27 protein-coding genes are annotated in these 25583 nt (G+C 66.7%); 10 read left to right on the forward strand and 17 right to left on the reverse strand.

The window, feature by feature from the left end; genetic code table 11:
• Nucleotides 1–3 precede the first annotated feature (3 nt).
• From ACZZZD_RS11015 to ACZZZD_RS11045, 7 genes are all read right to left on the reverse strand, one after another.
• A complete protein-coding gene (locus ACZZZD_RS11015; protein WP_463434986.1) occupies nt 4–1770 on the reverse strand; it encodes an AmpG family muropeptide MFS transporter in 1767 nt (588 codons plus the stop codon).
• Between the two features lie 43 nt (nt 1771–1813).
• Nucleotides 1814–3340, reverse strand: a complete 1527-nt coding sequence (locus ACZZZD_RS11020; protein ID WP_463434987.1) for a response regulator — start codon at nt 3338–3340, stop codon at nt 1814–1816.
• A gap of 65 nt (nt 3341–3405) precedes the next feature.
• On the reverse strand, nt 3406–5022 hold the full coding sequence (locus ACZZZD_RS11025) for a YifB family Mg chelatase-like AAA ATPase (RefSeq protein ID WP_463434989.1): 1617 nt from the start codon (nt 5020–5022) through the stop codon (nt 3406–3408).
• A gap of 60 nt (nt 5023–5082) precedes the next feature.
• Nucleotides 5083–6036, reverse strand: coding sequence for a glutathione synthase (gshB, locus tag ACZZZD_RS11030; RefSeq protein WP_463434991.1), 954 nt, complete (start codon nt 6034–6036; stop codon nt 5083–5085).
• Nucleotides 6037–6200: 164 nt separating this feature from the next.
• On the reverse strand, nt 6201–6395 hold the full coding sequence (locus ACZZZD_RS11035) for a Trm112 family protein (protein ID WP_017505027.1): 195 nt from the start codon (nt 6393–6395) through the stop codon (nt 6201–6203).
• Nucleotides 6396–6420: 25 nt separating this feature from the next.
• Nucleotides 6421–7077, reverse strand: coding sequence for an LON peptidase substrate-binding domain-containing protein (locus ACZZZD_RS11040; RefSeq protein ID WP_463434993.1), 657 nt, complete (start codon nt 7075–7077; stop codon nt 6421–6423).
• Between the two features lie 16 nt (nt 7078–7093).
• Nucleotides 7094–8017, reverse strand: coding sequence for a tetratricopeptide repeat protein (locus ACZZZD_RS11045; protein WP_463434995.1), 924 nt, complete (start codon nt 8015–8017; stop codon nt 7094–7096).
• A gap of 314 nt (nt 8018–8331) precedes the next feature.
• Between ACZZZD_RS11045 and ACZZZD_RS11050 the strand changes: the two genes are divergently transcribed.
• Nucleotides 8332–9066, forward strand: a complete 735-nt coding sequence (locus ACZZZD_RS11050; RefSeq protein ID WP_463434997.1) for a nuclear transport factor 2 family protein — start codon at nt 8332–8334, stop codon at nt 9064–9066.
• 280 nt (nt 9067–9346) lie between these two features.
• Here ACZZZD_RS11050 and ACZZZD_RS11055 read toward each other — a convergent pair whose 3' ends face one another.
• Nucleotides 9347–9898, reverse strand: coding sequence for a prolyl-tRNA synthetase associated domain-containing protein (locus ACZZZD_RS11055; RefSeq protein ID WP_463434999.1), 552 nt, complete (start codon nt 9896–9898; stop codon nt 9347–9349).
• A 37-nt stretch (nt 9899–9935) separates the two neighbouring features.
• Here ACZZZD_RS11055 and ACZZZD_RS11060 point away from each other — a divergent pair, with 37 nt between their 5' ends.
• On the forward strand, nt 9936–10703 hold the full coding sequence (locus tag ACZZZD_RS11060) for a DUF6065 family protein (RefSeq protein WP_463435001.1): 768 nt from the start codon (nt 9936–9938) through the stop codon (nt 10701–10703).
• A gap of 42 nt (nt 10704–10745) precedes the next feature.
• Here ACZZZD_RS11060 and ACZZZD_RS11065 read toward each other — a convergent pair whose 3' ends face one another.
• From ACZZZD_RS11065 to ACZZZD_RS11090, 6 genes are all read right to left on the reverse strand, one after another.
• Nucleotides 10746–11318, reverse strand: a complete 573-nt coding sequence (locus ACZZZD_RS11065) for a CC0125/CC1285 family lipoprotein (protein WP_463435003.1) — start codon at nt 11316–11318, stop codon at nt 10746–10748.
• Nucleotides 11319–11416: 98 nt separating this feature from the next.
• Nucleotides 11417–12049 (reverse strand): LysE family translocator, encoded by a 633-nt coding sequence (locus ACZZZD_RS11070; RefSeq protein WP_463435005.1) that lies wholly within the window; start codon nt 12047–12049, stop codon nt 11417–11419.
• A 197-nt stretch (nt 12050–12246) separates the two neighbouring features.
• Nucleotides 12247–12828, reverse strand: a complete 582-nt coding sequence (locus ACZZZD_RS11075; RefSeq protein WP_463435007.1) for a hypothetical protein — start codon at nt 12826–12828, stop codon at nt 12247–12249.
• Between the two features lie 80 nt (nt 12829–12908).
• Nucleotides 12909–13373: a translation initiation factor IF-2 gene (locus tag ACZZZD_RS11080; RefSeq protein WP_463435009.1), complete on the reverse strand. Its 465-nt coding sequence runs from the start codon at nt 13371–13373 to the stop codon at nt 12909–12911.
• A gap of 80 nt (nt 13374–13453) precedes the next feature.
• Nucleotides 13454–14227: a metallophosphoesterase family protein gene (locus ACZZZD_RS11085; protein ID WP_463435011.1), complete on the reverse strand. Its 774-nt coding sequence runs from the start codon at nt 14225–14227 to the stop codon at nt 13454–13456.
• Nucleotides 14228–14242: 15 nt separating this feature from the next.
• The gene (locus tag ACZZZD_RS11090; RefSeq protein ID WP_463435013.1) at nt 14243–15031 is read right to left on the reverse strand and encodes a nucleotidyltransferase family protein; all 789 of its coding nucleotides are present in this window, start codon (nt 15029–15031) and stop codon (nt 14243–14245) included.
• A 128-nt stretch (nt 15032–15159) separates the two neighbouring features.
• Between ACZZZD_RS11090 and ACZZZD_RS11095 the strand changes: the two genes are divergently transcribed.
• The 3 genes from ACZZZD_RS11095 (at nt 15160) to ACZZZD_RS11105 (ending at nt 19217) form a co-directional block, all read left to right on the forward strand.
• The gene (locus tag ACZZZD_RS11095; RefSeq protein ID WP_463435015.1) at nt 15160–17298 is read left to right on the forward strand and encodes a response regulator; all 2139 of its coding nucleotides are present in this window, start codon (nt 15160–15162) and stop codon (nt 17296–17298) included.
• Between the two features lie 183 nt (nt 17299–17481).
• Nucleotides 17482–18531: a ribonucleotide-diphosphate reductase subunit beta gene (locus tag ACZZZD_RS11100; protein WP_159847695.1), complete on the forward strand. Its 1050-nt coding sequence runs from the start codon at nt 17482–17484 to the stop codon at nt 18529–18531.
• A gap of 50 nt (nt 18532–18581) precedes the next feature.
• Nucleotides 18582–19217, forward strand: a complete 636-nt coding sequence (locus ACZZZD_RS11105; protein WP_463435017.1) for a glutathione S-transferase family protein — start codon at nt 18582–18584, stop codon at nt 19215–19217.
• Here ACZZZD_RS11105 and ACZZZD_RS11110 read toward each other — a convergent pair.
• Nucleotides 19214–19714 carry a hypothetical protein gene (locus ACZZZD_RS11110; RefSeq protein ID WP_463435019.1) on the reverse strand — a complete coding sequence of 167 codons (501 nt, stop codon included), beginning with the start codon at nt 19712–19714 and terminating at the stop codon, nt 19214–19216. The two genes, ACZZZD_RS11105 and ACZZZD_RS11110, sit on opposite strands and share 4 nt — an antisense overlap.
• Before the next feature lie 140 nt (nt 19715–19854).
• On the opposite strand from ACZZZD_RS11110, the gene ACZZZD_RS11115 reads away from it, so the two are divergent.
• Nucleotides 19855–20118: a hypothetical protein gene (locus ACZZZD_RS11115; RefSeq protein ID WP_463435021.1), complete on the forward strand. Its 264-nt coding sequence runs from the start codon at nt 19855–19857 to the stop codon at nt 20116–20118.
• A 6-nt stretch (nt 20119–20124) separates the two neighbouring features.
• Here ACZZZD_RS11115 and ACZZZD_RS11120 read toward each other — a convergent pair whose 3' ends face one another.
• Both ACZZZD_RS11120 and ACZZZD_RS11125 read right to left on the reverse strand, forming a co-directional pair.
• Complete coding sequence (locus ACZZZD_RS11120; protein ID WP_463435023.1) at nt 20125–21597, reverse strand: sensor histidine kinase; 1473 nt, start codon at nt 21595–21597, stop codon at nt 20125–20127.
• Nucleotides 21594–22343 carry a TVP38/TMEM64 family protein gene (locus tag ACZZZD_RS11125; protein ID WP_463435025.1) on the reverse strand — a complete coding sequence of 250 codons (750 nt, stop codon included), beginning with the start codon at nt 22341–22343 and terminating at the stop codon, nt 21594–21596. The genes ACZZZD_RS11120 and ACZZZD_RS11125 overlap by 4 nt, the downstream gene beginning before the upstream one ends.
• A 125-nt stretch (nt 22344–22468) precedes the next feature.
• Between ACZZZD_RS11125 and rpmH the strand changes: the two genes are divergently transcribed.
• From rpmH to yihA, 4 genes are read left to right on the forward strand one after another with little or no spacing between them, the layout of a single operon-like run.
• On the forward strand, nt 22469–22603 hold the full coding sequence (rpmH, locus tag ACZZZD_RS11130) for a 50S ribosomal protein L34 (RefSeq protein WP_003164000.1): 135 nt from the start codon (nt 22469–22471) through the stop codon (nt 22601–22603).
• 31 nt (nt 22604–22634) lie between these two features.
• Complete coding sequence (gene rnpA / locus ACZZZD_RS11135; protein ID WP_463435034.1) at nt 22635–23051, forward strand: ribonuclease P protein component; 417 nt, start codon at nt 22635–22637, stop codon at nt 23049–23051.
• On the forward strand, nt 23048–24844 hold the full coding sequence (gene yidC, locus ACZZZD_RS11140) for a membrane protein insertase YidC (RefSeq protein WP_463435036.1): 1797 nt from the start codon (nt 23048–23050) through the stop codon (nt 24842–24844). Before rnpA ends, yidC begins: the two co-directional genes overlap by 4 nt.
• Nucleotides 24841–25494 carry a ribosome biogenesis GTP-binding protein YihA/YsxC gene (gene yihA, locus ACZZZD_RS11145; protein ID WP_463435038.1) on the forward strand — a complete coding sequence of 218 codons (654 nt, stop codon included), beginning with the start codon at nt 24841–24843 and terminating at the stop codon, nt 25492–25494. Before yidC ends, yihA begins: the two co-directional genes overlap by 4 nt.
• The last annotated feature ends 89 nt before the right edge of the window (nt 25495–25583 follow it).

The following is a 25583-nucleotide window of genomic DNA, read 5'->3' on the forward strand; positions in this document are numbered from 1 at the left end:
GCTTCAGGACGGCTGACCCTCGGTCGCGGCAATGGCCGCGTTCTGTTCGGCCGTCGCCTTCTGTCGTTCCTGCAAGGCGGTCTGCTTGCCGGCTACGATGAAGGCCAGGACGATGCCGAAAACGCCGATGACCGCCGAATAAAGAAAGAAGGCGACATAGCCGGCGCCGAGGGCGGCAGGGGTGACGCCGCTGGTCGCCGCCCCGGTGGTCAGCACGCCGGGTTGAAGATTGGCGAATAGTGCGCGCAGGCCAGCGAACGGTCCCGTCCCCTCCGCGGCTCGGGCCGAGGCCTCCACGATCCGGCCCGATTGCGATGCGATCAATTTGCCGGGCAGGGCATAAAGCGATGTGAACAGGGCGTATTGGGTCGCCGTGAAGCCGATCGACGTCAGGCTGGACATATAGGCGATCAGGGCCGTCCCGGCGTAGCCGCTGGAGATATTGTCTACGCCGATGGCGACGGTCAGGGCAGACAGGCTGTGTCCCTGGGTCGCCAGCCAGGCGAAGATCAGGTTGGAAACTGGGCTCATGAAGGCGCCGATGACCATCGTGCGGATTAGGCCCAGCCTGGCCACAGACCAGCCGCCGATGAAGACGCCCAGGGTGGTCATGATCACGCCGAACACCTTGCGCACCTCGGCCAACTCCGTCTTGGAGAAGCCCAAGTCGATGTAGAAGGGCGGCATGATGTTCAGCACGAAGTCGGCCAGGCGATAGACGCAGATCAGGGCCAGGATCAGGGTCGCGACGCCTGAAAACCGTCGGTAGAAGTCCGCCAGCGGCTGGCCGAACGACCCGGCCAGATAGGCGCCGGGCCGCGTTTTCATGCCCGGCAGGGGCCAGCAGGCCAGGACCATGACGGCCAGACCTGCAAACACCAGGGCGAACTGCAGATAGACGCCCTCGGGTTTGGCGGACAGGAGGGCTGCTACCGCCGCCTTGCCGTCCACGCTCAAGCCGAACAGACCGAACAGGGCGTTTAGCGGCGCCGACTGTCCCGTCAGGCCTGAGCCCAGGAACATGGCCGCCACGCCGATGACGGCGAGGCGGGCGATCCACTCAAAGATTTCCAGTTTCGGTCGTGACGGCACGTCGCCTATCGGGATGGCACGGATCGAGTGCGCCTTCTCTCGCGGCGCAAACAGGACGCCAGCGATGCCGATGCCCATCAGGGCGGCCATCACGGCGTAGGAGAGGTTCCAGTTGTAGAGATCGGCCAGCACCAGAGGCACGGCCCCAGCCACGATCATGGCGACGCGGTAGCCCAGCTGATAGGCGGCGGCCATGGCGCCGTGCCGGCTGTCGTCGGCGGCCTCGATCCGCCAGGCGTCGATGACGATGTCCTGGGTGGCGCCGAAGAAGCCGACCAGGGCGGCGAAACCGGCCACTGCCATCAGGGCGTTGGACGGATTCAGGGTCGAGATTGACCACAGGCCGAAGACGATCACCGCCTGGGTCACCAGCATCCAGGCCCGGCGATGGCCCAGCAGTCGCGTCAGCAGAGGCACGGCGGTCCGGTCGATCAGCGGAGCCCAAACGAATTTCAGGGAGTAGGACAGCGTCGCCAGGGCGAAGAAGCCGATCACTTCAAGCGTTAGGCCGCTCTCGCGCAACCAAGTGGTCAGGGTGTCGAAAATCAGCAGGTTGGGCAGGCCCGCCGAAAAGCCCAGCAGCAGCATGATGAAGACGCGCCGCTCGCCATAGACGGCGAGACCGCCAAAGCGTCCGGCAGACTTGCCGTTGGCGGCGGGGGTGGCTTGGTCGGTCATGCACGGCTCCGGCGCGGCGGCCGGAAACGCGGGCGCCTGTAACTTAGCCGACCTTGGCGCGGATGTCGCGCTTCGTCCAGCGGGCCAGGGCGGCGCGCAGGGCGTCGGCGTCAAGCGGCTTGACGATATGGTCGTCCATACCTGCCTCCAGACAGGCGCGGCGATCCTCGGCGAAGGCGTTGGCGGTCAGGGCCAGGATCGGCGTCGTGTCGCCTCCGGCGCGGATGGCGCGGGCGGCGGCGGGGCCGTCCATGCCCGGCATCCGCATGTCCATGAAGACGACATCGTAGCGCGCGCGCTTCAGGGCCGCGACAGCTTCCTCGCCGGTGGCGGCGGTCTCGACGGTGCAGCCTTCGCGGCGCAGCAGGGTGCGAGCCAGAAGCGCGCCGACGGGATTGTCTTCGGCCAGCAGCACGCGGATGCCGGCGAACTGCACGGGCGAGACGCGGTCGTCTTCTACAGGGGCGGGGGTATTGGCGATGCTGCGGTCGCCGGCCTCGGCCCCGACGGCCGCCAACACACGTTCGGCCAGGGAGGCCCGGCGCAAGGGTTTGATCAGGTAGCCATGGAAGCCGGCGGATCGATAGCGCGCGATCAGATCGCGCTCGGACGGCTTCAGCAGGACGATGCCGCGACCGGTGGCCGGCAGGACGGCCAGGGCGCCCGCGGCGACGCCGGCATGATCGACCAGCGTCACCGGCGCCTGATCCTCGATCACACCTCCTGACGCTGAGATCTGGGCGACGGCGGCGGACAGGACGAAGGGGTCGGGCGAACGCACGGCGACCGTGTGATTTCGCAGCGGCTTGTCACGCGCCACGGCGACAGCGGCGAAGGCGGCCTCGAAGCGGAAGCGAGCGCCGGCGCCGTCGGGCCGATCCTCGACCCGCACCGAACCCTCCATGGCGGCGGCCAGCTTGCGCACGACCGCCAGCCCCAGGCCGGCGCCGTCATGGCGCACGGCGTCGGAGGAATCGGCGTGACCGAACTCCTCGAAGATGCGCGCGCGGGCCTCGGGCGCGACGCCGGGCCCCGTGTCGTCGACCAAGAAGGCCAGGCGCGGGCGGCCCGCGCTGCCGCCGGCGCGCTCGACCGTGATCCGCACGCCGCCGGTCTCGGTGAACTTCACCGCATTGCCGGCGAGGTTGAACAGCACCTGGCGCAGACGGCCTTCATCGGCCAGCACGTCCGGCGCGTCTGCGGCGACCGACCAGACAATCTCCAGCCCCTTGTCATGAGCGCGCGGACTGAGCAGTTCGGCGACGCCGCGCACCAGGCCCTCCAGATCGACCGGCGCCAAGTCGAACTCCAGCGCCCCGGCCTCCAGCCGCGCAAAGTCCAGCAGGTCGTTGACCAGACCCAACAGGTGTTCGGCCGATTGGCGGGCGTTCTCGGCATAGGCGCGCTGGGCGCCGTCCAGTCGCGTCCGTTGCAGCAGGTTGATCATGCCGATCACGCCGTTCAGCGGGGTTCGCATCTCGTGGCTCATCAGCCGCAGGAATTGCTGGGCGGGATCGACAGGCTGCAAAGCCTGCTCCTCGATCCGCTTCGTCGCTGTGCGTCGCGCCATGGTCGCTTCCCCGTTCGCAGGGACCCTAGAGGCTGCGGGTTAAGGATCCCTCCATCTCGCGACCGTCACGAATGAAGGAAGGGAGTCTGTTCTCCGTCATCTTCGCGCATGCCGAAAGCCGCATCGCGCGACGCCACGCGCCGGTCGAAGTCGGCCTCGGCGCCGACGGTGTTGCGGCGATAGATCAGGGCCTCGGCGATATGGCGGCGCAGCACGCCGGTGCAGCCGTCCAGATCGGCGATGGTGCGCGCCAGACGTAGGGTGCGGGTCCAGCCGCGCGCCGTCAGGCCCCCGGCCTCTCCCGCCCGCATCAGCAGCATCCGCCCGGCCTCGTCCGGAGTGGCGAAGCGGTCCAGGGTGTCGCCCGAGGCGCGGGCGTTCAGGCCTTGCGTCGGTTCCAGCCCCGCCTCGCGCACCCGGTCTTCCTGCATGGCGCGGGCGGTCGCGACGCGCGCCCTGGCCTCGGCCGTGCCTTCGTCGGGTGGGGGCAGAGCCATGTCGGCGGCGGTGACAGGCGGGGTCTCCACCGTCAGGTCGATCCGGTCGAACATCGGCCCCGACACCCGGTTCTGATAGTCGCGCTGGCAACGCGGGGCCTTGCCGCAGGCGCCGCGTCCGGCCCCGCCCATGCCGCAGCGGCACGGGTTCATCGCCGCCACCAGTTGGAACCGCGCCGGATAGCGGATGTGGGCGTTGGCGCGGGCGACCACGATCTCGCCGGTCTCCAGCGGCGCCCGCAGCGAATCCAGCGCCTGGGCGGAATACTCCGGCAGCTCGTCGAGGAACAGCACTCCGTTGTGCGCCAGCGACGCCTCACCCGGTTTGGCGCGATGTCCGCCGCCCGTCAGCGCCGCCATCGAGGCCGAGTGGTGCGGGCTGCGGAACGGTCGATCCCGCGTCAGTGCGCCACGCTCGATCAGGCCGGCGACAGACCAGACCATCGAGGTCTCCAGCAGTTCCTGCGAGGTCAGGGGCGGCAGCAGACCCGGCAGCCGTTGCGCCATCATCGACTTGCCCGATCCCGGCGGGCCGATAAACAACAGATTGTGGCCGCCGGCCGCCGCGATCTCCAGCGCGCGCTTGGCGCTTTCCTGCCCCTTGACCTCGCGCAAATCGGGCACGGCCTTGCCGCTGGCCAGCGGGCCGGGCTCGGGCGCGCGCAACACCTGGGTTCCCTTGAAATGGTTGACCAAGGCGATCAGCGAGCGCGGGGCCAGGATGCGTGCGCCGCGGGCCCAGGCCGCCTCCGGTCCCGTCGCTTCGGGACAGATCAAACCGAGGCCCATGGCGTCGGCGGCGACAGCGGCCGGCAGGGCGCCGCCGACCCGCGCGATCTGCCCGTCCAGCCCCAGCTCCCCGATGGCCGCCCATCCGTCCAGAGCGTCGGGCGCGATCACCCCCATGGCCGCCATCAGAGCGAGGGCGAGGGGCAGGTCGAAATGGCTGCCCTCCTTGGGCAGGTCGGCGGGGGCCAGATTGGCGATGATCCGCGCCGCCGGCAGGGCCAGGCCGATGCCGGAAAAGGCCCCGCGCACCCGCTCGCGACTTTCGGCCACCGCCTTGTCCGGCAGGCCGACGATGGTGAAGACCGTCTCGCGGTTCTGGCCCACCAGCTGGACCTCGACGTCCACGCGCCGGGCCTCCACCCCGTCGAAGGCGACCGTGACAACCCGTGCGACCATGACGTCCTCCCGCTTCTGCGAGAGAACGAACCATGAACTGAAATCTAATTCAAGTGGCGGTCACGCAACCTGTGCGGCGCGCCTAGTTTCGATGGCGTCCCACATCAGGGCGGTGGCGTCGATGCCGGTGAAGGTCTTCAACTGCTGAGCGCCGGTGGGGGAGGTGACGTTGATCTCGGTCAGATAGTCCCCGATCACGTCGATGCCGACAAAGATCAGGCCGCGCTCCTTGAGCGTCGGGCCGATGGCCTTGCAGATTTCAAGGTCGCGGGGCGTCAGTTCGACCGGCATGGCGGTGCCGCCGACGTGCAGGTTCGACCGCACCGCGCCTGCCGCCGGCACCCGGTTGATGGCGCCGACCGGCTCGCCGTCGATCAGGATGATGCGCTTGTCGCCCTTGGACACGGCGGGGATGAATTTCTGGATCACCAGAGGGTCGCGGCTGGCGCCGGCGTGGATCTCGATCAGGGCGTCCAGGTTGGGATCGTCGGCCCGCAGCTTGATCACCCCCGAGCCGCCGTTGCCGTGCAGCGGCTTCAGAACCACCTCGCCGTGCTTCTTGTGGAAGGCGGTCAGGGCGACGGGGTCGGCCGAGATCAGGGTCGGCGGCTGAAGGCCGGGGAAGGCGGTGACCATCAGCTTCTCGGGCGCCGAACGCACCTGGGCCGGGTCGTTGACCACCAGGGTCTTCGGATGGACCGTCTCCAGCAGATAAGTGGCGGTGACATAGGCCATGTCGAACGGGGGATCCTGACGCATCAGGATGACGTCCACGTCCTCGGCTAAATCCAGCTTTTCCCAGTCGCCGAAGCTGACGTGGTTTCCGACCTCGCGCCGCACGGTGATCGGCCGGGCGCGGCAGTAGAGGCGGCCCTCTTCCAGGGCCAGGGTGCGGAAGTCATAGACCCACTGTTTGTGCCCGCGCGCCTGGGCCGTCTCCGCCATCAGAAAGGTGGTGTCCCCGGCGATGTCGACGGCCTCGATCGGGTCCATCTGGATGGCGATTTTCAGCATGAGTGGATCCTTGGACGAGGGAAGAGAGGCGTCGTTCCATCCGTCATCCTCGGGCTTGTGCCGAGGATCCATACGCTCCGTCGAAACTGGGGGGCACGACATGAACCGAGAGTATGGATCCTCGCCACAAGGGCGAGGATGACGAGGGGAGGGTAGGCGAGAAATTAGTCGATCTGACGCGCTTCCTCGGCCAGCATGATCGGCACGCCTTCGCGGATCGGATAGGCCAGCTTGGCCCCAGCGGAGATCAGTTCGTTGGCGTCGCGGTCGTAGGTCAGCTTGCCGCGCGTGACCGGGCAGACCAGCACCTCCAGCAGGCGAGGGTCGACGGACACGGGGGTGTTGAAAGCATCACTCATGGCGGGTTCCTGAAAGCGTGGCCGCTTATTGCATGGACGGCGCGGCGTCGTCACCGGCGTCGGCGGCGTCGATGCGCAGCAGGGCGGTCAGGGCCTCGGCGCGGGGCATCAGGCCCATGGCCTCCAGCAGCGCCTGTTTCTCGGCCGGTTCGAACGGGAGGGCCATCGACAGGCTGTTGACCAGGGCCTCCATCGGCGCGCTCTCGGCGGTCTCCCAGTCGATATCCAGAAGGCGGTGGGCCATATAGGCGCGCAGGGCGTCCAGGAAGGCCTCGCGGTCAAAATCCGGTTCTTCCGGCGGAGACGCCAGGTCGGATTCATAGGCCTCGAAGGCGGCGCGGATCTGGCGATAGGGGGCCTTGGACGGCATCTCGGCGGCGATGCGGAACCGCGACACTCCGGTCAGGGTGATCAGATACCGCCCGTCCGAAGTCTCGGCGAAGCTGGTGATCCGCCCCGCACAGCCGATCGGCGACAGGCTGGGCAGGGCAGGGGTTCCGCCATTGGGCTGGACCAGGCCGATGATCCGATCCCCGGCCATGGCGTCGTCCACCATGTTCAGATAGCGCGGCTCGAAGACGTTCAGCGGCAATTGCCCGCGCGGCAGCAGGATGGTCCCGCCCAGCGGGAACACCGGGATCACCTGCGGCAGATCGAGCGCTCGAACATAGCCCTGGGGCATGAAGACTCCGATACGCTCAGGAAAACAGGATGGAGGACAGCCGACGCCGCCCGTCCTTGGACACGTCTGACGTCAGGCCTGCGGCCTCGAAAATGACCAGCAGCTGTTTGCGCGCCGCCTGCTCGTTCCATTCGCGGTCGGCCTTGATGATGTGCAGCAGATTGTCGACCGCGCCCTGGAAATCGCCGGCCGCGCTCTGGGTCTCTGCGAGGTCGAACCGGGCCTGGTGATCGTTCGGATCGGCCGCGACCTTGGCCTCCAACTCGGCCGAAGCGCCTGATGGAGCCTTCGCCGCCAGGGCCAGTTGGGCGCGCACGCTCTGGACTGTCGGCTCCTTGGAGTCCTGCGGCGCCATGGCGATGGTCTGCAGCGCCTGTTCGTGGTCGCCGCCGCCCAGATAGACCCGCGCCATGCCAGCGATGGCCTTTTCGTTCTCGGGTTCGATCGACAGGACATGGGCGAAGGCCTGGGCCGCGCCGCCGAAGTCGTTCAGGCCCAGCAATTCCTCACCCAGCTCCAGCAGTTGCGCCGTCTCGGTCGAGCCGCCCCCCCTTCCACCATTTGGACCGCCGGTCAGCTTGTCGATGAAGGCCTTGATCTGGCTGTCCGGGATCGCGCCCTGGAAGCCGTCCACGGGCTGGCCGTCGACGAAGGCGTACACGGTCGGGATCGACTGCACGCGCAGCTGGCCCGCATAGGCCGGATTGGCGTCCACATCGATCTTGACCATCTTCACCGCCCCCTTGGCGGCGCGCACGCCCTTCTCCAACGCCGGCCCCAGGGTCCGGCACGGCCCGCACCAGGTGGCCCAGAAATCGACGATGACCGGCTGATGCTTTGACGCCTCAATCACGTCGGTCATGAAGGAGGCGTCGGTGCCTTCCTTGATCAGGTCGTCGCCAGAGTGGCCGGGGGTCAGGGTCGGATCGAGCAAAGTCATGGGCGAAGTCCGTGCAGGGTCAGTCAGGGTCAACGGTTCAGATGGCGTCGGGATGCGTCGGCATCAAGCGGCGATAGGGTCGCGCCGGGATTTCAGACGGGGGCCGCAAAAAACAAAGTCTAATTCGTCTGAATCGTCTGAAATCACCGCTTGCTCCCCTGCTGATCGGCCATGAATAGCGAGATGGGGCCTCGGTCGCGGGGTTCAAGCGGTCGGCGGCGCCAAGAGAATGTGGGCCGCGCTGCATCCGTTAGAGCCGCTCGCCGCCTCCTGTCCTCTAAGCCTGAGGTCAGGATCGTCACGAGTGGGAAGCCATGATCATCATCGCAGCAATCCTCGTGGCATCCCTGGCGGGCGCGGCTGAGGCCCCGCCAACCCCAGCGGCCGAGGTGGAGCAGGCGGACGAGGCCTTCTGGGCCGCCTATAATGACTGCGACCGGGATCGGATGGCAGACGCCTTCACCGAGGAAGCGGAATTCTATCACGACATCACCGGCCTGACGCGTGGGCGCGACGCCATCGTCGCCTCGTTGATGAACGGACCGTGCGGGACGGCGGGCCAGCATCTGCGCCGCGAAGTCGTCCAGGGCACGGTCCAGGCCTTCCCGTTGGCGGACCGCAACATCTTCCTCGTCGGGGACCATCAGTTCTACGTCCGGCAGGACGGCAAGGCCGAGCATATCAGCGCCCGCGCCCGGTTCGCCGATGTCTGGCGCCGCGAAGACGGACGATGGCGGATGGCCCGGGTGGTCAGCTATGATCACGGCCCGCCGCCCTATGCGCCGCCGCCCGTCGATGCATCGTTCGACGCGGCGCGCCTGCCATCATTCGCCGGTCGGTATCGGTCGCCGGATTTCGGCGACGTGACCCTGTCGGTCGAGGGGCTGGGCTTGCGGATGCAGTCAGGCGATCTGTCGCTGGTTCTCTTTGCGGTCAGCGAGACGCGGTTTGCCGCGACGGAGCGGGATCTTCAGTTCGTCTTCGACGGCGACGCGGTGACGATCTTCGACGGCGGTCAGGCGGTGACGACGGCGCAAAGGCAACGCTAACCGGCCTCCCAGAAATATGACGCCAGGCCGATCAAGGTAGCCACACATAGACAGCCTCTAAGCGCCAGTGAGGGTTTGTACCAATCGGTGCGACTCTGGAGGACTGCCGTTTGATGTTCACGCACTCCGCGTTGCAACATGCAGAAGGTTGATAGCCCGACGAGCGGCAACCACGCATACGAAGACGTGACCCATATCCAACTCTCCCGGATCAGGTTGTTTACACCTAAGAAGGATAGGGTCGCTACTGCGAGCGAAATTATCGCAAGCGTCCACATCGTTATTGCCCACCGATCTCGCATTCAACCTCCCCCATAATGCCGAAATCCACTACTACCGGCTCGCGTCCCAACAAAGCCAGCACCCGGCGGAAGGCCGTCTGATCCAGCGCCGTCGTCGCCGTATTGGTCAGGGGGTGGAAGTTGACGATGTCGGCGTCCCACAGGCGGCGGTCCAGGACGAAGGTTATCCGGCGGTCGATGTCGTTGATCAGGCCCAGCGCCGTCACCGAGCCGGGGCGGACGCCCAGAGTGTCGTACATCAGGGCCTCGTTGCCGAACGACAGCCGGCCCGAGCCCATGGCGGCCGCCGCGCGCTTCAGGTCGATGACTGTGTTCTGGCGGGCCGAAATCAGCCACAGCCGGCTCTTGTGGTCCTTCAGGAACAGGTTCTTGGTGTGGGCGCCGGGCAGGTCGGCCTTGAGGTCCAGCCCCTCCTCGACGCGGAACACGGCCGGGTGGTCGTGGGTGACGTGATCCACGCCGTTCGCGGTCAGCCAGACGGTCAATGTCTCGCGGTCGAACGCCGGTGTGGCGGCGGGTTCGTCAGTCATGGTTGAGCCGTCGGGTTTCGGGCGTTAGGAAATGATCATGGTCGATACCGTGCAGACGCGCCCGCTGGAACTGGAATGCTATCCGATGACGGCCCGGCCGCCGGATCTGGTGCCCGGTCGCCAGTCGCGCAACTGGATGGACGCCTTCATCAGCCGCCACCCCTATCGCTGTTTGCCGCTGAACATGGCCAACACCACGGGGTGGGAAATCCTGTGTCCATTCGGCTTCTCGGCCGAGTGGAACGGCGGCCCGCGTCAGGAAGACATCGTCATCACGCCGGACCGGCCCCAGCACGATCTGGATCATTTCGTCACCTCGCACTTCTCGCGCGGCGTCTTGACCATGCATCCCCAGTATCTGTTCCGCACGCCGCCGGGCTGGGGGATGATGTGCTCGGGGTCGCCCAACCATGTGAAGGACGGGATCCAGCCGCTGGTCGGGCTGATCGAGACCGACTGGCTGCCCTTCCCCTTCACGATGAACTGGATCTTCACCCGGCCGGGCCGGATCAGCTTCGAAAAGGGCGAGCCCTTCTGCTTCATCAATCTGATCGAGCACAAGAAGGTCGAGCAGTTCCAGCCGATCATCCGCACCCTGGAATCCAACCCGGTGATGAAGGGTCAGTTCGAGGCCTGGAACCGCGCCCGCACCGACTTCAACCAGCGTCTCGCCGGCGGCGACCCCGATGCGGCCAAGGAGGCGTGGCAGCGGTATTACTTCAAGGGCGAGGTGCCGGAGGACCTGGGCGAGGCGCCGGCCACCCACTCGAACAAGCGCCGGCTGAAGTCGCCGCGCGTGGGGTAAACGAAAAAGCCCCTCTCCACGCCGTGGAGAGGGGCTTTTGTCTTACGCCGCCGGTCGCGTGACCTGCGGGCCGAGGTTCTGAATCACCTCGCGGGCGTCGAAGGCGTTGGGATCGCCAGCCGGCTTGGGTCCGCGGCCCAGCACGATCTCGGCGTTGGCCTCGAAGCGATCGACCTGACGCACGTCGAAGTCGTTGGCGCCCCACGGGCCGTAACGGTCCCACGGGCTCCAGAAGCCGCTGCGATAGTAGCGCCACGACGGACCCCAGTAGGGGCTGTAGAAGCGGTTGTAGCCCGAGTAGAACGGATCGGGCGTGCCGACGAAGCGGGTGTCGCGATCGGTGGCGCGGTTGACGGTGGCGAACCAGTCGTAACCGCTCTCGACCGTCAGTTCGGCGGAACGCAACAGCAGCGACTGCTCGACCTGCTCGCGCGAGGTCAGCGAGTTGCCGGAGAAGCTGACGCGGAAACGGTCGTTTTCCAGACGCTGTTCGGCATAGCCGCCGCGCTGGCCGTTGAAGCCGGCGGGCTGATAGGGGGTGGCGGTGGCGCAAGCGGCCAATGCAAGACCAGCGGCGACGGTCATCGCCAGGGCCTTGAAGGGTAGAGCTTTCATAAAAATCAACTCCTTGATCGCCCTATAGGGCGCGCTGGCGGCTGAACGACGCATGAACGGCGATGTCCCGATCAACTTAGGACGAAGCGGGGCCGCGTCTAGAGCCGCAATACGATCAATACGGCGGCCATCAGCAATAGGATGCCGACGAACACCCCGAAACCGCGCCGAAAACGGGGTTGCTGCATGCGACGCGACAGCGCGGCGCCCGACAGGGCGTAGGCGCTCATCGACAGCATATCCATGCCGATGGCGGCGACGGCGAACATCGCCATCTGCGGCGCGACCGGCCGGTTCACATCCACGAAAGGCGGCAGGACGGCGGTGAAGAACAGGATGGCCTTGGGGTTGGCGATCTGGACGGCGAACCCGTCGATCAGGGCGCTGCGCCCCTTCTTGACGACGACATGGTCCGGCTGGGCGGCGGTGGCGAAGGCGCCGCGCAGGGCCTTGATCCCCAGCCAGGCGACATAGAGGGCGCCCAGGACGGCGATGACCCTGAAGGCGGCGGGAAAGGCCTTGACCAGGGCGCCCAGACCCAGGGCCGCCGCGCCGAACCACACCAGGGTCGCCGCATTCATCCCCACAACCCCGACGAGGGCCGAGGCGCGCCCCTTCTCGACGCCGGTGGCGACGGCGAACAGATTGGCCGGGCCAGGCGTGATCGCCATCACCGCCATCACGCCGAGGAAGGTCGAATAGAGGTGCGGGTCGACGGGCAGGGCGGACATGCGGCGCGATGTCGCTGCTTAGTTCGGCGCGGTCAAGGACCTGCTGTCTCCTCCCCATTTCATGGAGAGGTGGCGCGGCGCGTCTCAGCGCCGTGACGGAGGGGGTTTTTGACGCATCACCGGCGCCTGTGGGACTTCAAGAGCCCCTCCACCGCTTCGCGGTCCCCCTCCCCACGAGTGGGGAGGAGACGAGCGAGTCATGCCGTCGGGCGTTCCGGCGCTTCCGGCGGCTCGGGCGCTTCGGGAGATTCAACGCCCTCGTCAACGACGGCGTCGGCGGCTTGGTCCAGAGCGTATTGGGCGACCAGGCTGTAGGTTTCCATCTGCTCGGGGGTCGGATTGGTCCAGGCGCTGTTCTGGGCGATGCCGTTCGCGGTGACGACGCCCTTGTGCATGCCGTCCTCGATCGCCTGTTTGACTTCGGGGTCGTTCATGGCGTCGGCGACCAGGGCGTTGACGTCGATGTCCTTCAGCGCTTCCGCCGCCATTTCCGTGGCGTGTTTCGTGGTCTCAGCCGTGAAGGCGGCGACGTCCGGCGCATATTCCGTCCACAGGGCGGCGATGCGCTGGCCGCGCACGCTTTCGCTCAGGCTATGGTCCTCGGAAATGGCCTCGGCGCGCTTGCCGAACGCTTCCATGCGGGCCTCGAAGGCGTTCGAGGCGATTTCCAGCCGAGCTTCGGCGGATGCAGGCGCGGGTGCGGGCGCTCCATCCTGCGCGAGCGCCGAGGACAGGGGGGCGAGCGCCAGGGCGGCGGTCAGGCTGAGCAGGCGGATCATGGGAGGGCTCCCGTTGAATGACCCGTGCAAACTCCGCCTTGCGCCGCCCTGTCTCAAGTGAAATCGCGGTAAGGCGCGCCTTACTGCGGTTGAGCGGGGGCCGCGGCGGCCGGCGCGGCGGCGGCCTGCTCGACTTCGGTGCGAACCTTGGCGGGGATGCCCTGGATCTGCGCCGCGACCGCAGCCATCTGATCGGCGGGCGCGCCCTGGGTCACGGCGAAGGCCTGAAGCTCCTGGGCGAAGGTGTCGACTTCCGGCTGATAGCGGGCTTGTAGGGCGTCGAGATCGGTCTTGGCCTTGGCCTTGTCGGTCTGGGCGGCGGCGGCCTGCATTTCGTTGGACATGGTCTCCATCTTCTCGCCGAAGGCTTCGCCCTTGGCTTCGAACGCCGCTTCCTCGAGGCTGTCGGCTTCTTCAGCCGGTGCGGGGGCTGCGGCAGGGGCGGGTGCGGCCTGGGGCGTAGGCGCGGGGGTCTGGCCGGCGGCGAGGGCCGGGGTGGTCAGGGCCAGGACGGCGACGGCCGCAACGGAAGACAGAAGACGCATGGGAAACTCCAGAACAGGCCGCCTCGCGACCAGAGAAAAGGCTGAAGTTCAGCCCTGAGCGGCACACTCCTACACTCGGATCAGATTTCAAAGACCCGATAGGGGGTTTCGCCAAGGGTGCGCAGCACGGGCAGGGCGACGTTATAGACCGGCACCCCCTTGTTGGTTCGCCCCTCCGGCCCGCCGCGATGGGCGTGGCCATGCACGACCAGGCTGACGTTATCATAGCGGTCGATGGTCTCGGCCAGGCGCGACGAGCCCAGGAAGGCATGAATCTCGGGCGGCTCGCCCATCACCGTCTCCACCACGGGCGCATAGTGCAACAGGACGACGGAGCGCTCGGTGCGCAGCATTCGGATCGAGTTCTCGATCAAGTTGGCGTCCTCGACCGCCTCCTGAACGAACTGTTTGATCGACGCCTCGCCGAACGAGCTGAGCATATAGCGGCCGAAGCCGCCGACGAACCCCTTGCCGCCCGCAAAGCCGACGCCGTCGATCTCATAGGCCTCGCCGGTCAGCATCTTGACGCCGGCGTCGGTCAGCATCTTGGTCACATGCTCGGGCTGGCCGCATTCATGCTCGTGATTGCCCAGCACGCCGACCATGGGGATGGTGCACAGCTTCAGATCTTCCAGCAGCCGCTCGACCTCCGTCGTCTTGCCGTAGTTGGTCAGGTCGCCACACAGGCACAGCACATCCGCATCGTCCGACACCCGTTCGAACAGGTCGCGATAGCTGTGCTCGGTCGCCTCGCCCACATGCAGGTCGCCGACGGCGGCGACACGCATCTTCTTGGCGGGGCCGGGTTCCAGGCCGGGCTGCGTCGTCTGCGGGTCCGGGGTTGCGTCGGTCATGCGGCGACCTTCCTTTCAGTGGCCCAGATTGACCGGGTCGTGGCGTTCCTCCAGCCCCTTGCCGACCACGTCGCCAAAGCCCCATTCGGCGACGTCGGCGACATAGTCGCGCGGACTGAACAGCCGCCCGCGACAGACCTTTACGCGCGGGGCCGGCAAATCGATCTGCGCCGTCAGCCGCTCGACCAACTCCTCCATCAGCCAGCGTGGGATGCGGTCGCGCTCTGTCGGATAAGCAAAGCGGAAGTTCAGCAGATGGGCGGCCAGCACCTCCCAATAGAGGTCCATCTGGTCCAGCAGGCTCTTCCAGTTGATGGCGTCCGACTGTTTCAGAATGACGTGGTTCACGTCGGCGCCGTCATAGCGATAGCGGTCCTGGATGAAGACCTTGGACAGGATCAGGGCCGTGGGCGGGGTGATCTGGACCTGATGGCCATAGACGGTGATCCGGTCCTCGCTGAACCAGCTGTCGGACACGGCGATGGTGCCGTTGGACATGGCGAAGATGACGTCGAAGAAGTGCTTCTCGTCCTTCCAGACCTTGGCGATCCAGCGCTCGTCCTCGACGTCGGTGCGGTAGCCGTGCTTCTGGAAGAAGGCCAGGATGCGGGGATAGTCGCCGGGCTTGCAGAAGACATCGAGATCCTTGGTCGGGCGGCGGATGCCCGTATAGGCCGTCACCGCATAGGTGCCGGACAGCAGGAACGGGATACCGCTCTCCTTCAGCAGGCGCAGGCTTTCCTCGTAGAAGGCCAAGGCGTCCGCCGGGGGTTCGAACGTCGGTTCGGCGATCACGTCTGACATCGGTCGGGCCCTTGGCTAGCGAGGGCAGGAAAACGGCGGCGCTCCCTGCCGGTTCCGTCGTCGCTTGCGGGCAATTACCTAGTGGGCGCACATCGGTATCATTAAGACCTTTGTGTCAGAACCGACATATGACCGTGTCCGATCTCAAGACGACGCACGTGAGATGGCGGCTGTTCCGCCACGACGCCGGCCGCGTTGCGGGGCCGCCGGCCTGGGCCTACGTCGCTCTGTTCGCCGGCTGCCAGCTGGTCGGGATATGGATGGCGCGCACCTTCGAGGTGACCATCATGTGGCCCGCCAACGCTGTGCTCCTGACGGCGGTGCTTCAACTGCATCGCCCGAAGGCGGTGATGGCCCTGGCGTCCTGTTTCGCCATCAATCTGGCCAGCAATGCAGTGCGCGGCGATCCGGGCCTGTTCCTGTGGGGCAACGCCCTGTTCAACCTGATCCAGGTGATGGTGGCGGCCGTTCTTGTGCGTCGCTTCTGCGGCGCGGCGCTGGATATGCGCCGTCCGATGCGGCTGCTGCGTTTCGCCCTCGCGCTGGCGCCCGCCGTGGCGATCAGCACGGTCCTGGCGGCGATGCTGGTCCTGGCCCTCAACAGGCTGCCCATCGGAGGCCTGTCCTTCCGTCTGCGTTATCTGTTCGAGATGGAGGTGCTGGCGATGCTGATCGTCGCGCCCTCCCTGCTGCTTCTGGCGCGCCAGCACCGATTCCGCGAAGACTCCCTGGCGCGGTGGCCCGAGATCGTCGCCATGGCGTCCCTGGTGGTCGTCGCGGCGCTCGGGGTGTTCAGCCAGAACCAGGCCCCGGTGCTGTTCCTGATCTTCCCGCCCCTGATCCTGCTGGCGTTTCGGCTGTCGCCGCCTTGGACTGCGGCGACCGTGGTCCTTGTCGCTGTCGTCGGTGGCGGCGCGACCCTTCTGGGTCATGGGCCGATCACCCTGACGCACCTCGCGCCAGACGCTGCGCTGGCGGGCATCCCCGACGTCATGCGGCAGATGAGCGTGCTTCACCTGTTCCTGCTGGCGGTGGTCGGCACGGCCCTTCCCATCACGACCTTGTCGACCGAGCGCCGTCGTCTGGTTGCGCGGCTGAAGGCTCGGACCGAAGCCGCCCTGGCCGCGCGTCACCGCGTCGAGGCCGCCCGTGCGGTCAAGGGACGGTTCCTGGCCATGATGAGCCATGAGATGCGCACGCCCCTGACGGGCGTCACCGGCTATGCGGACCTGCTGTCGCGCCGTCCTGGCCTGGATGAAGAAGGCCTGCGTCAGGTGGACGCCATCCGCCACTGCGGCGAGACGATGCTGCGGCTTGTGGAGGATCTGCTGGAGATATCGCGCGGCGGCGCCGAGGTTTCGCCCAAGGCCACCGATGTGCGCCAACTGGTGGAGGAGGCGGTCGCGCCCTCGCGCGAATGGGCGTTCGTCAAGGGATTGACGTTCACCCTGACCCTCACGCCCGAGGTCGAAGGTCAGGCGATGGTGGACGCCCGCCGTCTGCGTCAGACGCTGCATCATCTGGTCAACAACGCCGTCAAATTCACCGGGCGGGGCGGCGTGACGGTTGCCCTGGACCGGATCGAAGACAGTCTGTCCATCGTCGTTTCCGATACCGGCTGCGGCATGGACGAACAGACCCGCGCAGGCGTGTTCGGCCTGTTCGAACAAGGCGACGCCAGCACCAGCCGCGCGCACGAAGGCGCCGGCGTCGGCCTGGCCCTGGCCAAGAACCACATCGACTGCCTGGGCGGGATCGTCGAGATCGAAAGCGCGCAAGGGCGGGGTTCGACCTTCACCCTGATCGTGCCCGCCGCCGTGGTGGAGACGGTGGAGGACGAAGCGTCAACGCCGCTTCACAGCCGCCGCACGCGCGTCCTGATCGTCGACGACCATCCGGCCAACCGCAATCTGCTGCGCATCATGCTGCAGGCCGCCGACTGCGAAACGAGCGAAGCCGGTGACGGCGAGCAGGCCCTGGCGGCGCTGCTGGTCCAGTCCTTCGATCTGGTCCTGATGGACGTGCGGATGCCGGTGATGGACGGGATCGCCGCCACCCGCGCCATTCGCGCCCTGGACGCTCCCTTGCGCGACGTGCCGGTCCTGGCCGTCACCGCCGAGGCCATGCCCGAGGACGCCGCCCGCTGCATCGCCGCCGGCATGGACGGCCATCTGGCCAAGCCCGTCACCCAGGCCAAACTCTACGCCGCGATCGAGGCCGTGTTCGACGCCGTCGCCGAGCGCCAGGTCGACGCCCAGGCCGCCTGAGACGCAAGCGTGGCCGGACGGCGCGAATTCGTCCCCAACTCCCTCCCCAGAATCCTGAGGCAAATCTACCAGATATAGCGTCTGTCAGATAATGTGACGCAACATAGACCAAATTCGACTTGGCGCCGGGGTTCGAGAGTCGCATGGTGAACGCCTCTCCGGAATCGCTTCAGGTCCAGTTCGATGAACGCCATCACCCCGATCATCCGTCCCGGCGCCGCCGGCCTGCTGACTCCTTCCGCCGCCTACAAGCCGTTCCGCTATCCGTGGGCGTTCGACATGTGGAAGAAGCAGCAGCAGGTCCACTGGATGCCCGAAGAGGTGCCTCTGGGCGAGGACGTCAAGGACTGGGCCTCGACCCTGAACGACGGCGAACGCAACCTGCTGACCCAGATCTTCCGTTTCTTCACCCAGGCGGACATCGAGGTTCAGGACAATTACATGGAGCGCTACGGCCGGGTCTTCAAACCGACCGAGGTGAAGATGATGCTGGCCGCCTTCGGCAATATGGAGACCATCCATATCGCGGCCTACGCCCTGCTGCTCGAAACCATCGGCATGCCCGAGAGCGAGTTCGGCGCCTTCATGGAATACGAGGCCATGCGCGACAAGCATGACTTCATGGGTCAGTTCGGGGTCGATACCGACGCCGACATCTGCCGGACCCTGGCCATGTTCGGCGGCTTCTCGGAGGGCGTGCAGCTGTTCGCCTCGTTCGCCATGCTGATGAACTTCCCCCGCCAGAACAAGATGAAGGGCATGGGCCAGATCGTGTCCTGGTCGGTGCGCGACGAGAGCCTGCACTGCGAGGGCATCATCAAACTGTACCACGCCTTCAACCAGGAGACGGGCGCGGTAACCAAGTCGGTCGCCGACGACATCGTCGACTGCTGCAAGACCGTGGTGACCATGGAAGACCGGTTCATCGACCTGGCCTTCGAAATGGGTTCGGTCCAGGGCATGACGCCCGAGGACATCAAACAATACATCCGCTTCATCGCCGACTGGCGCCTGCGTCAGCTCAAGCTGCCGGAAGTCTATGGGGTGAAGGAAAACCCGCTGCCCTGGCTGCAGTCCCTGCTGTCGGGCGTCGAGCACGCCAACTTCTTCGAGGCGCGCGCCACCGAATATTCCAAGGCCGCCACTCAGGGCGATTGGCACGGCGTCGAGGGCGTCTGGACCGAGTTCGACCGCATGATGGCCCGGCGCGACATGAGCCTGGTCGCGGGCTGACATCCGTCCCGTTTCGGGCGTAGGCTCTCCTCGACAAGGGAGAGCACGACGTGAGCGACGAGATTGTCTTCTACACCAACCCCATGTCCCGCGGTCGGATCGCCCGCTGGATGCTGGAGGAGGTCGGCCAGCCCTATCGCACCGTCGTGGTCGATTATGCGGCGATGAAGGCGCCCGACTATCTGGCGATCAATCCGATGGGCAAGGTGCCGGCGATCACCCATCGCGGGATCGTCGTGACCGAATGCGCCGCCATCTGCGCCTACTTAGCCGACGCCTTCCCTGACGCCGGCCTGGCCCCCGCGACGGACGATCCGCTGCGGGGCCTGTACTATCGCTGGATGTTCTTCGCCGCCGGTCCCGTCGAGGCGGCGGTGACCGCCAAGTCGCTGGGTCAGCTGCCGCCGGCCGAAAAAGCCGCCATGGTCGGCTACGGCTCCTTCGATCAGGTCGTCGATGGCCTGGAGCAAGCGCTGGACAAGAGCCCGTGGCTGCTCGGCGACCAATTCACCGCCGCCGACGTTTATGTCGGCAGCCAGATCGCCTGGGGCCTGATGTTCAAGAGCCTGCCCGCCCGGCCGGCCTTCCAGGCCTATGCCGAGCGGATTACGTCGCGGCCGGCGGCGGTGCGCGCCAGGGCCATCGACGACGCCCTGGTCGCCGAGGCGAAGGCGAGCGAGGCCTAGCGCCCCAACGGCGCCGGCGTCCCGCAGGCCGAGCTGACGCCGGACCGGCACAACCGCACCTGTTCCTGCCAGGCGGCGTAGTCGCGGTCGTACTGATCCTGGGCCGCACGGGTAGCCAGAGCGGCGGTGCGGGCCTGTTCTTCGGTCTGGCGCACTTCGATCTGATGCCGGGCCAGGGCGGCGTCATAGTCCAGACGCGCCGCTTCGTCGGCCTTGTCTGCCAGGGCGTTCTGGGCGGCGATCTCGTCGTTCAGGGCGCGGGTGGTGCGCAGTTCCTCTTCGGTTTGCTGATCGTCGCTCGCGCGATGGTAGGCCTCTCCCCGCGCCCTCAACAGAGCGTCGCGGCTGTTCGGATCGGCCGGATCGGGCAGGGCGCGCTGATCGCGATAGGGATCGGGAGCCGCATAGGGAGCGACCGGGGTCGTCTGCGCCTGGACCGGGCCGGCCAGCGCCACAGCCGTCAGCATGACCACAGAAAGGGAAAGGCGAACGATCACGGGCTTGTCTCCTGAGAGCTTGGGCTTGGCCATAAGCCATCATGCAGCACAACGCCGCAGCCACGAAAAGGTGGCGCAAGACCCAGCTTCACGGCATGGTCGCAACACGCCCTTACCGCTCCCGAACGTGAGAAGACTTGATGATCCTCAGCACCTCGTCCGGTGACTTCCCCATCCCCGCCGATGTCGCGCGCCAGTTGCCGAACGTGCCGGCGCTGCCGGACGCCGCCGCCTCGGACGCCAAGTTGCAGATCGAGGACTTCCGCCACTGGCTGGACGCCTCGCCGGAACACGCCATCGACTATGAACGGCTGCGACGCTGGCACCTGGTCCAGGACGAACTGGCGGCGCAAGCCAAGGCCGAGAACCGCCCATTCGTGGTGTCGGACGACGGACTGGAATAAGGCGCTTCAGGCCGGCAGGCGCAGTTCGAAGGTTGCGCCTGCGCCATCAGACTCGACCAGGCGAAGGTCGCCGCCGTTCAAGGCGGCCAGTTCGCGCGAGATGGTCAGGCCCAGGCCGGTGCCTTCTGAGCTCTTGGAGCTGACGAAGGGTTCGAACAGGCGTTCGGCTAAACGCGGCGGGATGCCGGGGCCGTCGTCGGCGATGCGGACGACGCAGAAGCTGTCCTGACCGAAGGCGCTGACCGTGATCGCGCCCTTGCCGCGCCGCTCCGGTGGGCGACCGGGATCAGCCTCGATGGCCTGGCGGGCGTTGCGCATCAGATTGACCAGGATGCGATAAAGCTGATCGGCGTCGGCCTCGACGGCGAAGCGCGGCGGCAGTTGCTTGATCAGCGCCACGCCGTCCGGCTCCAGCCCCGCATCCTCGGCCGCCAGGGTCAGGGCCTTGGTCAGGACCACGCGCGTCTTCTGGGCCGCCGGCTCTTCACTGCGGCCGTATTCCAGCACATTGCGCGACAGGTTGGCGGCGCGGCTGAGCGCGCGTTCCAGCCGGGGCAGGGCCTTGGCGACCTGGGGGTCGGCCGAGGTCGCCAGCCGCTCGGACGCCATCTGGGCCGAGGTCAGCATGTTGCGCAGGTCGTGGTTGATCTTGGCCACCGCCTCGCCCAGCGCCACAAGGCGGGCGCGCGAACGCAGCGAATGGCGCACCTCTTCCTGCATGCGGCTGAGCTCGCGCTCGACACGGCCGATCTCGTCGTGCCGGTCGGACGGCGCCTCGGCCTCGCTTTCGGGATCGACTGCGAACCGTTCCATGGAGCGGGTGACGCGGCGCAGAGGGCGCAGCACCAGCAGGGCCAGACCGCCATAAAGCAGGGCGCCCGCCGTCACCGAGACCAGCAGGGACACCAACAGGCTGTTCAACAGGAAGGCCTTCAGCTCCAGCTTCAGCGGCTGGGCCGGGGTGACGATCTCGATGAAGTCGCCGGAACGATAGCGCGGCTTGGCCTGGACGCGCAGCGAGCGATCAGGGTGGCCGAACAGGGTGCGCCAGGGGTCGGTCAGCCGCCCCCAGCTGTCCTGCTGCCTCAGGTCGATCAGCTCGGGCGCGCGGGGCAGGTTAGGGGCCTGGAGCAGCAGGCGGCGCACACCCTGTTCCGTCAGCGCCACGGCCTGAACCCCGCCGATCCGCATCAGCTCGGCCGCCGTGTCGTCCTCGACCGCGCTATAGGGCAGGGCCTCGACCCCGACCGAGGCCAGTTCGGCCGCTTGCAATCGGTCGCGGAGCCAGCGTTCGTGGAAGGCCGCCAGGTTCGGCCCCATGATCAGGGCCTCGACCGCCAGGGTGAAGGCGACGGTCAGCAACAGCAGTCGCGCCGACAGGCCGTCGGGCGCGCGCGGCGTCAGGCGTTCGCGCCACAGGGTCGCCTGTTCCGGCGTCAGGTTCAGCCGTGTGGCGATCCGGTCGAACAGGACGCTCATGCGGGCGCCTTGGATGCGTGTCGCGCGCGGATCATCTGGAACAGCTTGATGCCGATGGGCAGCAGCAGCGACAGGAAGACCACACCCATCAGCGGCCAGAAGAATTGGTGCAGCAGCATGGGCAGGTCCGGCCGCACGCCTGCGCGCAGCAGGTCGCCCAGTTGCGATCCAATCCAGGTGTAGATGAAGGTGGAGGGCAACAGGCCGATGAAGGTGGCGATCACATAGGGCCGCAGCGGCACCGCCATCATCCCCGCCGTGGCGTTGACCAGGACGAAGGGCACGCTGGGGATCACGCGCAGGGTGAACAGGGTGGTGAAGGCGTTGCGGTCGATGCCCTTGGCCAGCCGATCCATGAAACCGGCGTCGGTCTCGAACTTTGCTCGCAGCCACGTGCCGATCGAGGTGCGATAGACATAATAGATGACGACCGAGCCGATCGTGGCCCCCGTCGACTGGGCCAGGGCGCCGACATAGGGTCCGAACATCATTCCCCCCAGCAGGGTCAGGAAGACGGGCCCAGGGATGGTCGAGGCGGTCGCCAGGGCATAGACGGCGATGAAGGCGGCCAGCGCCACCCACCAGTGCGCGCGCGCATAGGCCTGAAGGTTCAGCCCGTGCTCGCGGATCAGGTCCATCGACAGATAGCGGTTCCAGCCCAGGGCGAAGAAGGCGATCACCAGACCGGCGATGGCCACGAGCGGCAGCAGCCGCAGGCCCCATTCCTTCGCCGTTCGTTTCGCCATCCGTTTCATCGTCCCGAAATGCCGTCCGAGCGTTGACTCACGCGGACATGCGACTTATACGCCCGCCCTTCCTGCGACGGACGCCTCTTGCCCCGCCGCCCAACCTTTAACGTCAGGAGCCGACCGTGAAGCGGACCTATCAGCCGTCGCGACTCGTGCGCAAGCGCCGTCACGGCTTCCGCAGCCGGATGGCCACCAAGAACGGCCAGAAGATTGTTGCGCGCCGTCGCGCCAAGGGCCGCAAGCGCCTGACGGCGTAAGCGGCTTACGCGTCCGGAATCTTTTGGACGCATGAGCGACCTTTTACAGATCAAGCGTCTGTTGCGGCGGCCCCAGTTTCTGGCGGCCGCCAAAGGCGTTTCCGAGGCGCGCGGCGCCGTGGTGATTCAGCGTCTGGAGCGCGGCGACGGTTCGCCGCATATCGGCCTGGGATTCACCGCCACGAAAAAGGTCGGCGGCGCGGTGGTTCGCAACCGCGCCAAACGCCGTCTGCGCGAGGCTGCGCGGGCCATGCTGGCCCAGCACGGCGTGCCCGGCAGCGACTATGTCTTCATCGCCCGCATGGGCACGACCGAGCGTGCGTGGGACCGTCTGCTTGACGACGTGAAATCGACGCTTACAAGGCTGGCGACACCGCGACATGATCGGGGGGCGACCAAGCCCTCGCCCGCCCGCGCCCCATCCGGCCAGGACCGCCAGAATCCATGAAAAACGAGAACACGCGCAACACGATCATCTTCATCGTGTGCTCGGCCCTGATCATGGGGATCTATTATTTCGCCGTGCTGCGTCCGCAGGCCGAGCGTCGCGCGGTGCAACAGCAGGCCCAGGCCGAGCAGTCGCAGACCGCCGACAACGCTGCACGCACGGCGCTCAGCCCCCAGGGGCCGACCTTCGTTACCGACCGCAGCCAGGCGCTGAGCACCGCCGCGCGGGTGCCGATCCAGTCCGGCACGCTGAAGGGTTCGCTGTCGCTGCAAGGCGGCCGCATCGACGACCTGTTCCTGACCGACTACCGCGAGGTTCAGGACAAACCCCAGCCGGTCGAGCTGTTCCGCCCGCAGGGGATGCAGAACGCCTATTTCGCCCAGTTCGGCTGGACCGGCCCCAACGTCGCCGGCGGCGTGCCCGGACCCAATACCGTCTGGCGTTTGACCAATGGTTCGACCCTGACGCCGACCACGCCGATCACCCTGACCTGGGACAACGGCCAGGGCCTGCGCTTCACCCGCGTGATGTCGGTCGATGACCGATATGTCTTCTCGGTTCAGGACACGGTCCAGAACCTGGGCACGCAGGCGATCACCATCGCCCCTTACGGCAGCGTCCAGCGCCAGGGCGTGCCGCCCGCAGCCGGCTCGTCTCACATCGTCCACGAGGGCGCGATCGGCGCCTTCGGCAAGCCCGGCGAGTACCGGACCGAGCAGAAGAAATACAAGGACTGGCTGAAGGAGCCCCGCATCGAGAACGCCTCGACGGGCGGCTGGCTGGGCATCACCGACAAATACTGGCTGGCGGCCTTGCTGCCCCAGCAGAATGAGGCGGTCGAGACCGAATTCCGCGTGCGCGACATCAACGGCGGCCAGCAGCTGGAAGCCAATGTCCTGGGCACCACCCGCACGATCCAGCCGGGCGCCACCGCGACCGAGACCCAGCGCCTGTTCGCCGGGGTCAAGCGCGCCGAGGTGCTGAAGTCCTATGAGGAAAGCCTGGGCCTGCCGCGCTTCGTCTATGCGATCGACTGGGGCATGTTCTGGTTCCTGACGCGCCCGATCTTCTGGATCCTGGAGAACGTCTATGGCCTGGTCGGCAGCTTCGGCGTCGCCATTCTGGCCCTGACCGTCATCGTCAAGCTGGTCATGTTCCCGCTGGCCAACAACGCCTACGCCAGCATGTCCAAGATGCGGAACCTCCAGCCCAAGATGGAGGAGATCAAGAAGAAGTTCAAAGACGACCCGCAGAAGCAGCAGCAGGAGACGATGGCCCTGTACCAGAAGGAAAAGATCAACCCGGTCGCCGGGTGTCTTCCGCTGGTGCTGCAGATCCCGGTCTTCTACGCCCTGTACAAGGTGCTGACGGTCACCATCGAAATGCGCCACCAGCCGTTCCTGGGCTTCGTGCATGACCTGTCGGCGCGCGATCCGTCGTCGATCTGGAACCTGTTCGGCCTGATCCCGTGGGATCCGTCCATGGCGCCGCTGATCGGCGGCCTGCTGGCCGGCCCGCTGCACCTGGGCCTGCTGGCCATCGCCTATGGCCTGACCATGTGGCTGCAGACAGCGATGAACCCGCCGGCGACCGATCCGATCCAGCGTCAGATCTTCCAGTTCATGCCGCTGCTGTTCACCTTCATCATGGCGCCGTTCGCGGCCGGCCTTCTGATCTACTGGGCCTGGTCCAACGTCCTGACCATCCTGCAGCAGTACGTCATCATGCACCGCTACAAGGCCGAGAATCCGATCGATACGTTCTTCGCCCGGTTCAAGAAGTCACCGGCGTGATCGACGAAACCGAGTTCACGCCCGAGGAAATCGAGGCCGCGCGGGTCCTGTTTTCGCGGCCCGCGACCTTCATCATGGGCGCGGCCAAGATCGAGCAGCTGCCCGAGCCGAACCTGCCCGAGATCGCCTTCGCCGGCCGCTCCAACGTCGGCAAGTCCAGCCTGATCAACGGTCTGGTCGGCATGCACAAGCTGGCCCGCGCCTCCAACGAGCCGGGCCGGACGCGCGAGGTCAACTTCTTCGACCTGGACGGCCGGATGCGTCTGGTCGACCTGCCCGGCTACGGCTGGGCCAAGGCGTCCAAGACCACGGTCAAGAAGTTCCAGGACCTGGGCCGCGACTATCTGCGCGGCCGGGTGACGCTTAAGCGGGTCTATCTGCTGATCGACAGCCGCCACGGTTTGAAGAGCGTGGACAAGGAGGCGCTGGACGCCCTGGACTTAGCCGCCGTCAGCTATCAGATCGTCCTGACCAAGGCCGACAAGCTGAAGAAGGGTGAGGGCGAGGCCGTTCAGGAAGCCACGCTGAAGGCCATCTCCAAACGCCCCGCCGCCTTCCCGGTGGTGCTGCTGACGTCCTCGGAAAAGGGCCTGGGCTTGCCCGAACTGCGCGCCGAGATCATGCGCACCACCGGCGCGACGACGGACTGAACACCCCTCCCGTCACCCTCGGGCTTGACCCGAGGGCCGGATGGTCCGCCGCATTGCACCTGACCAAACAAAAGGCCCGGAGATCGCTC

The sequence above is a fragment of the Brevundimonas sp. AC546 genome (assembly GCF_979258305.1).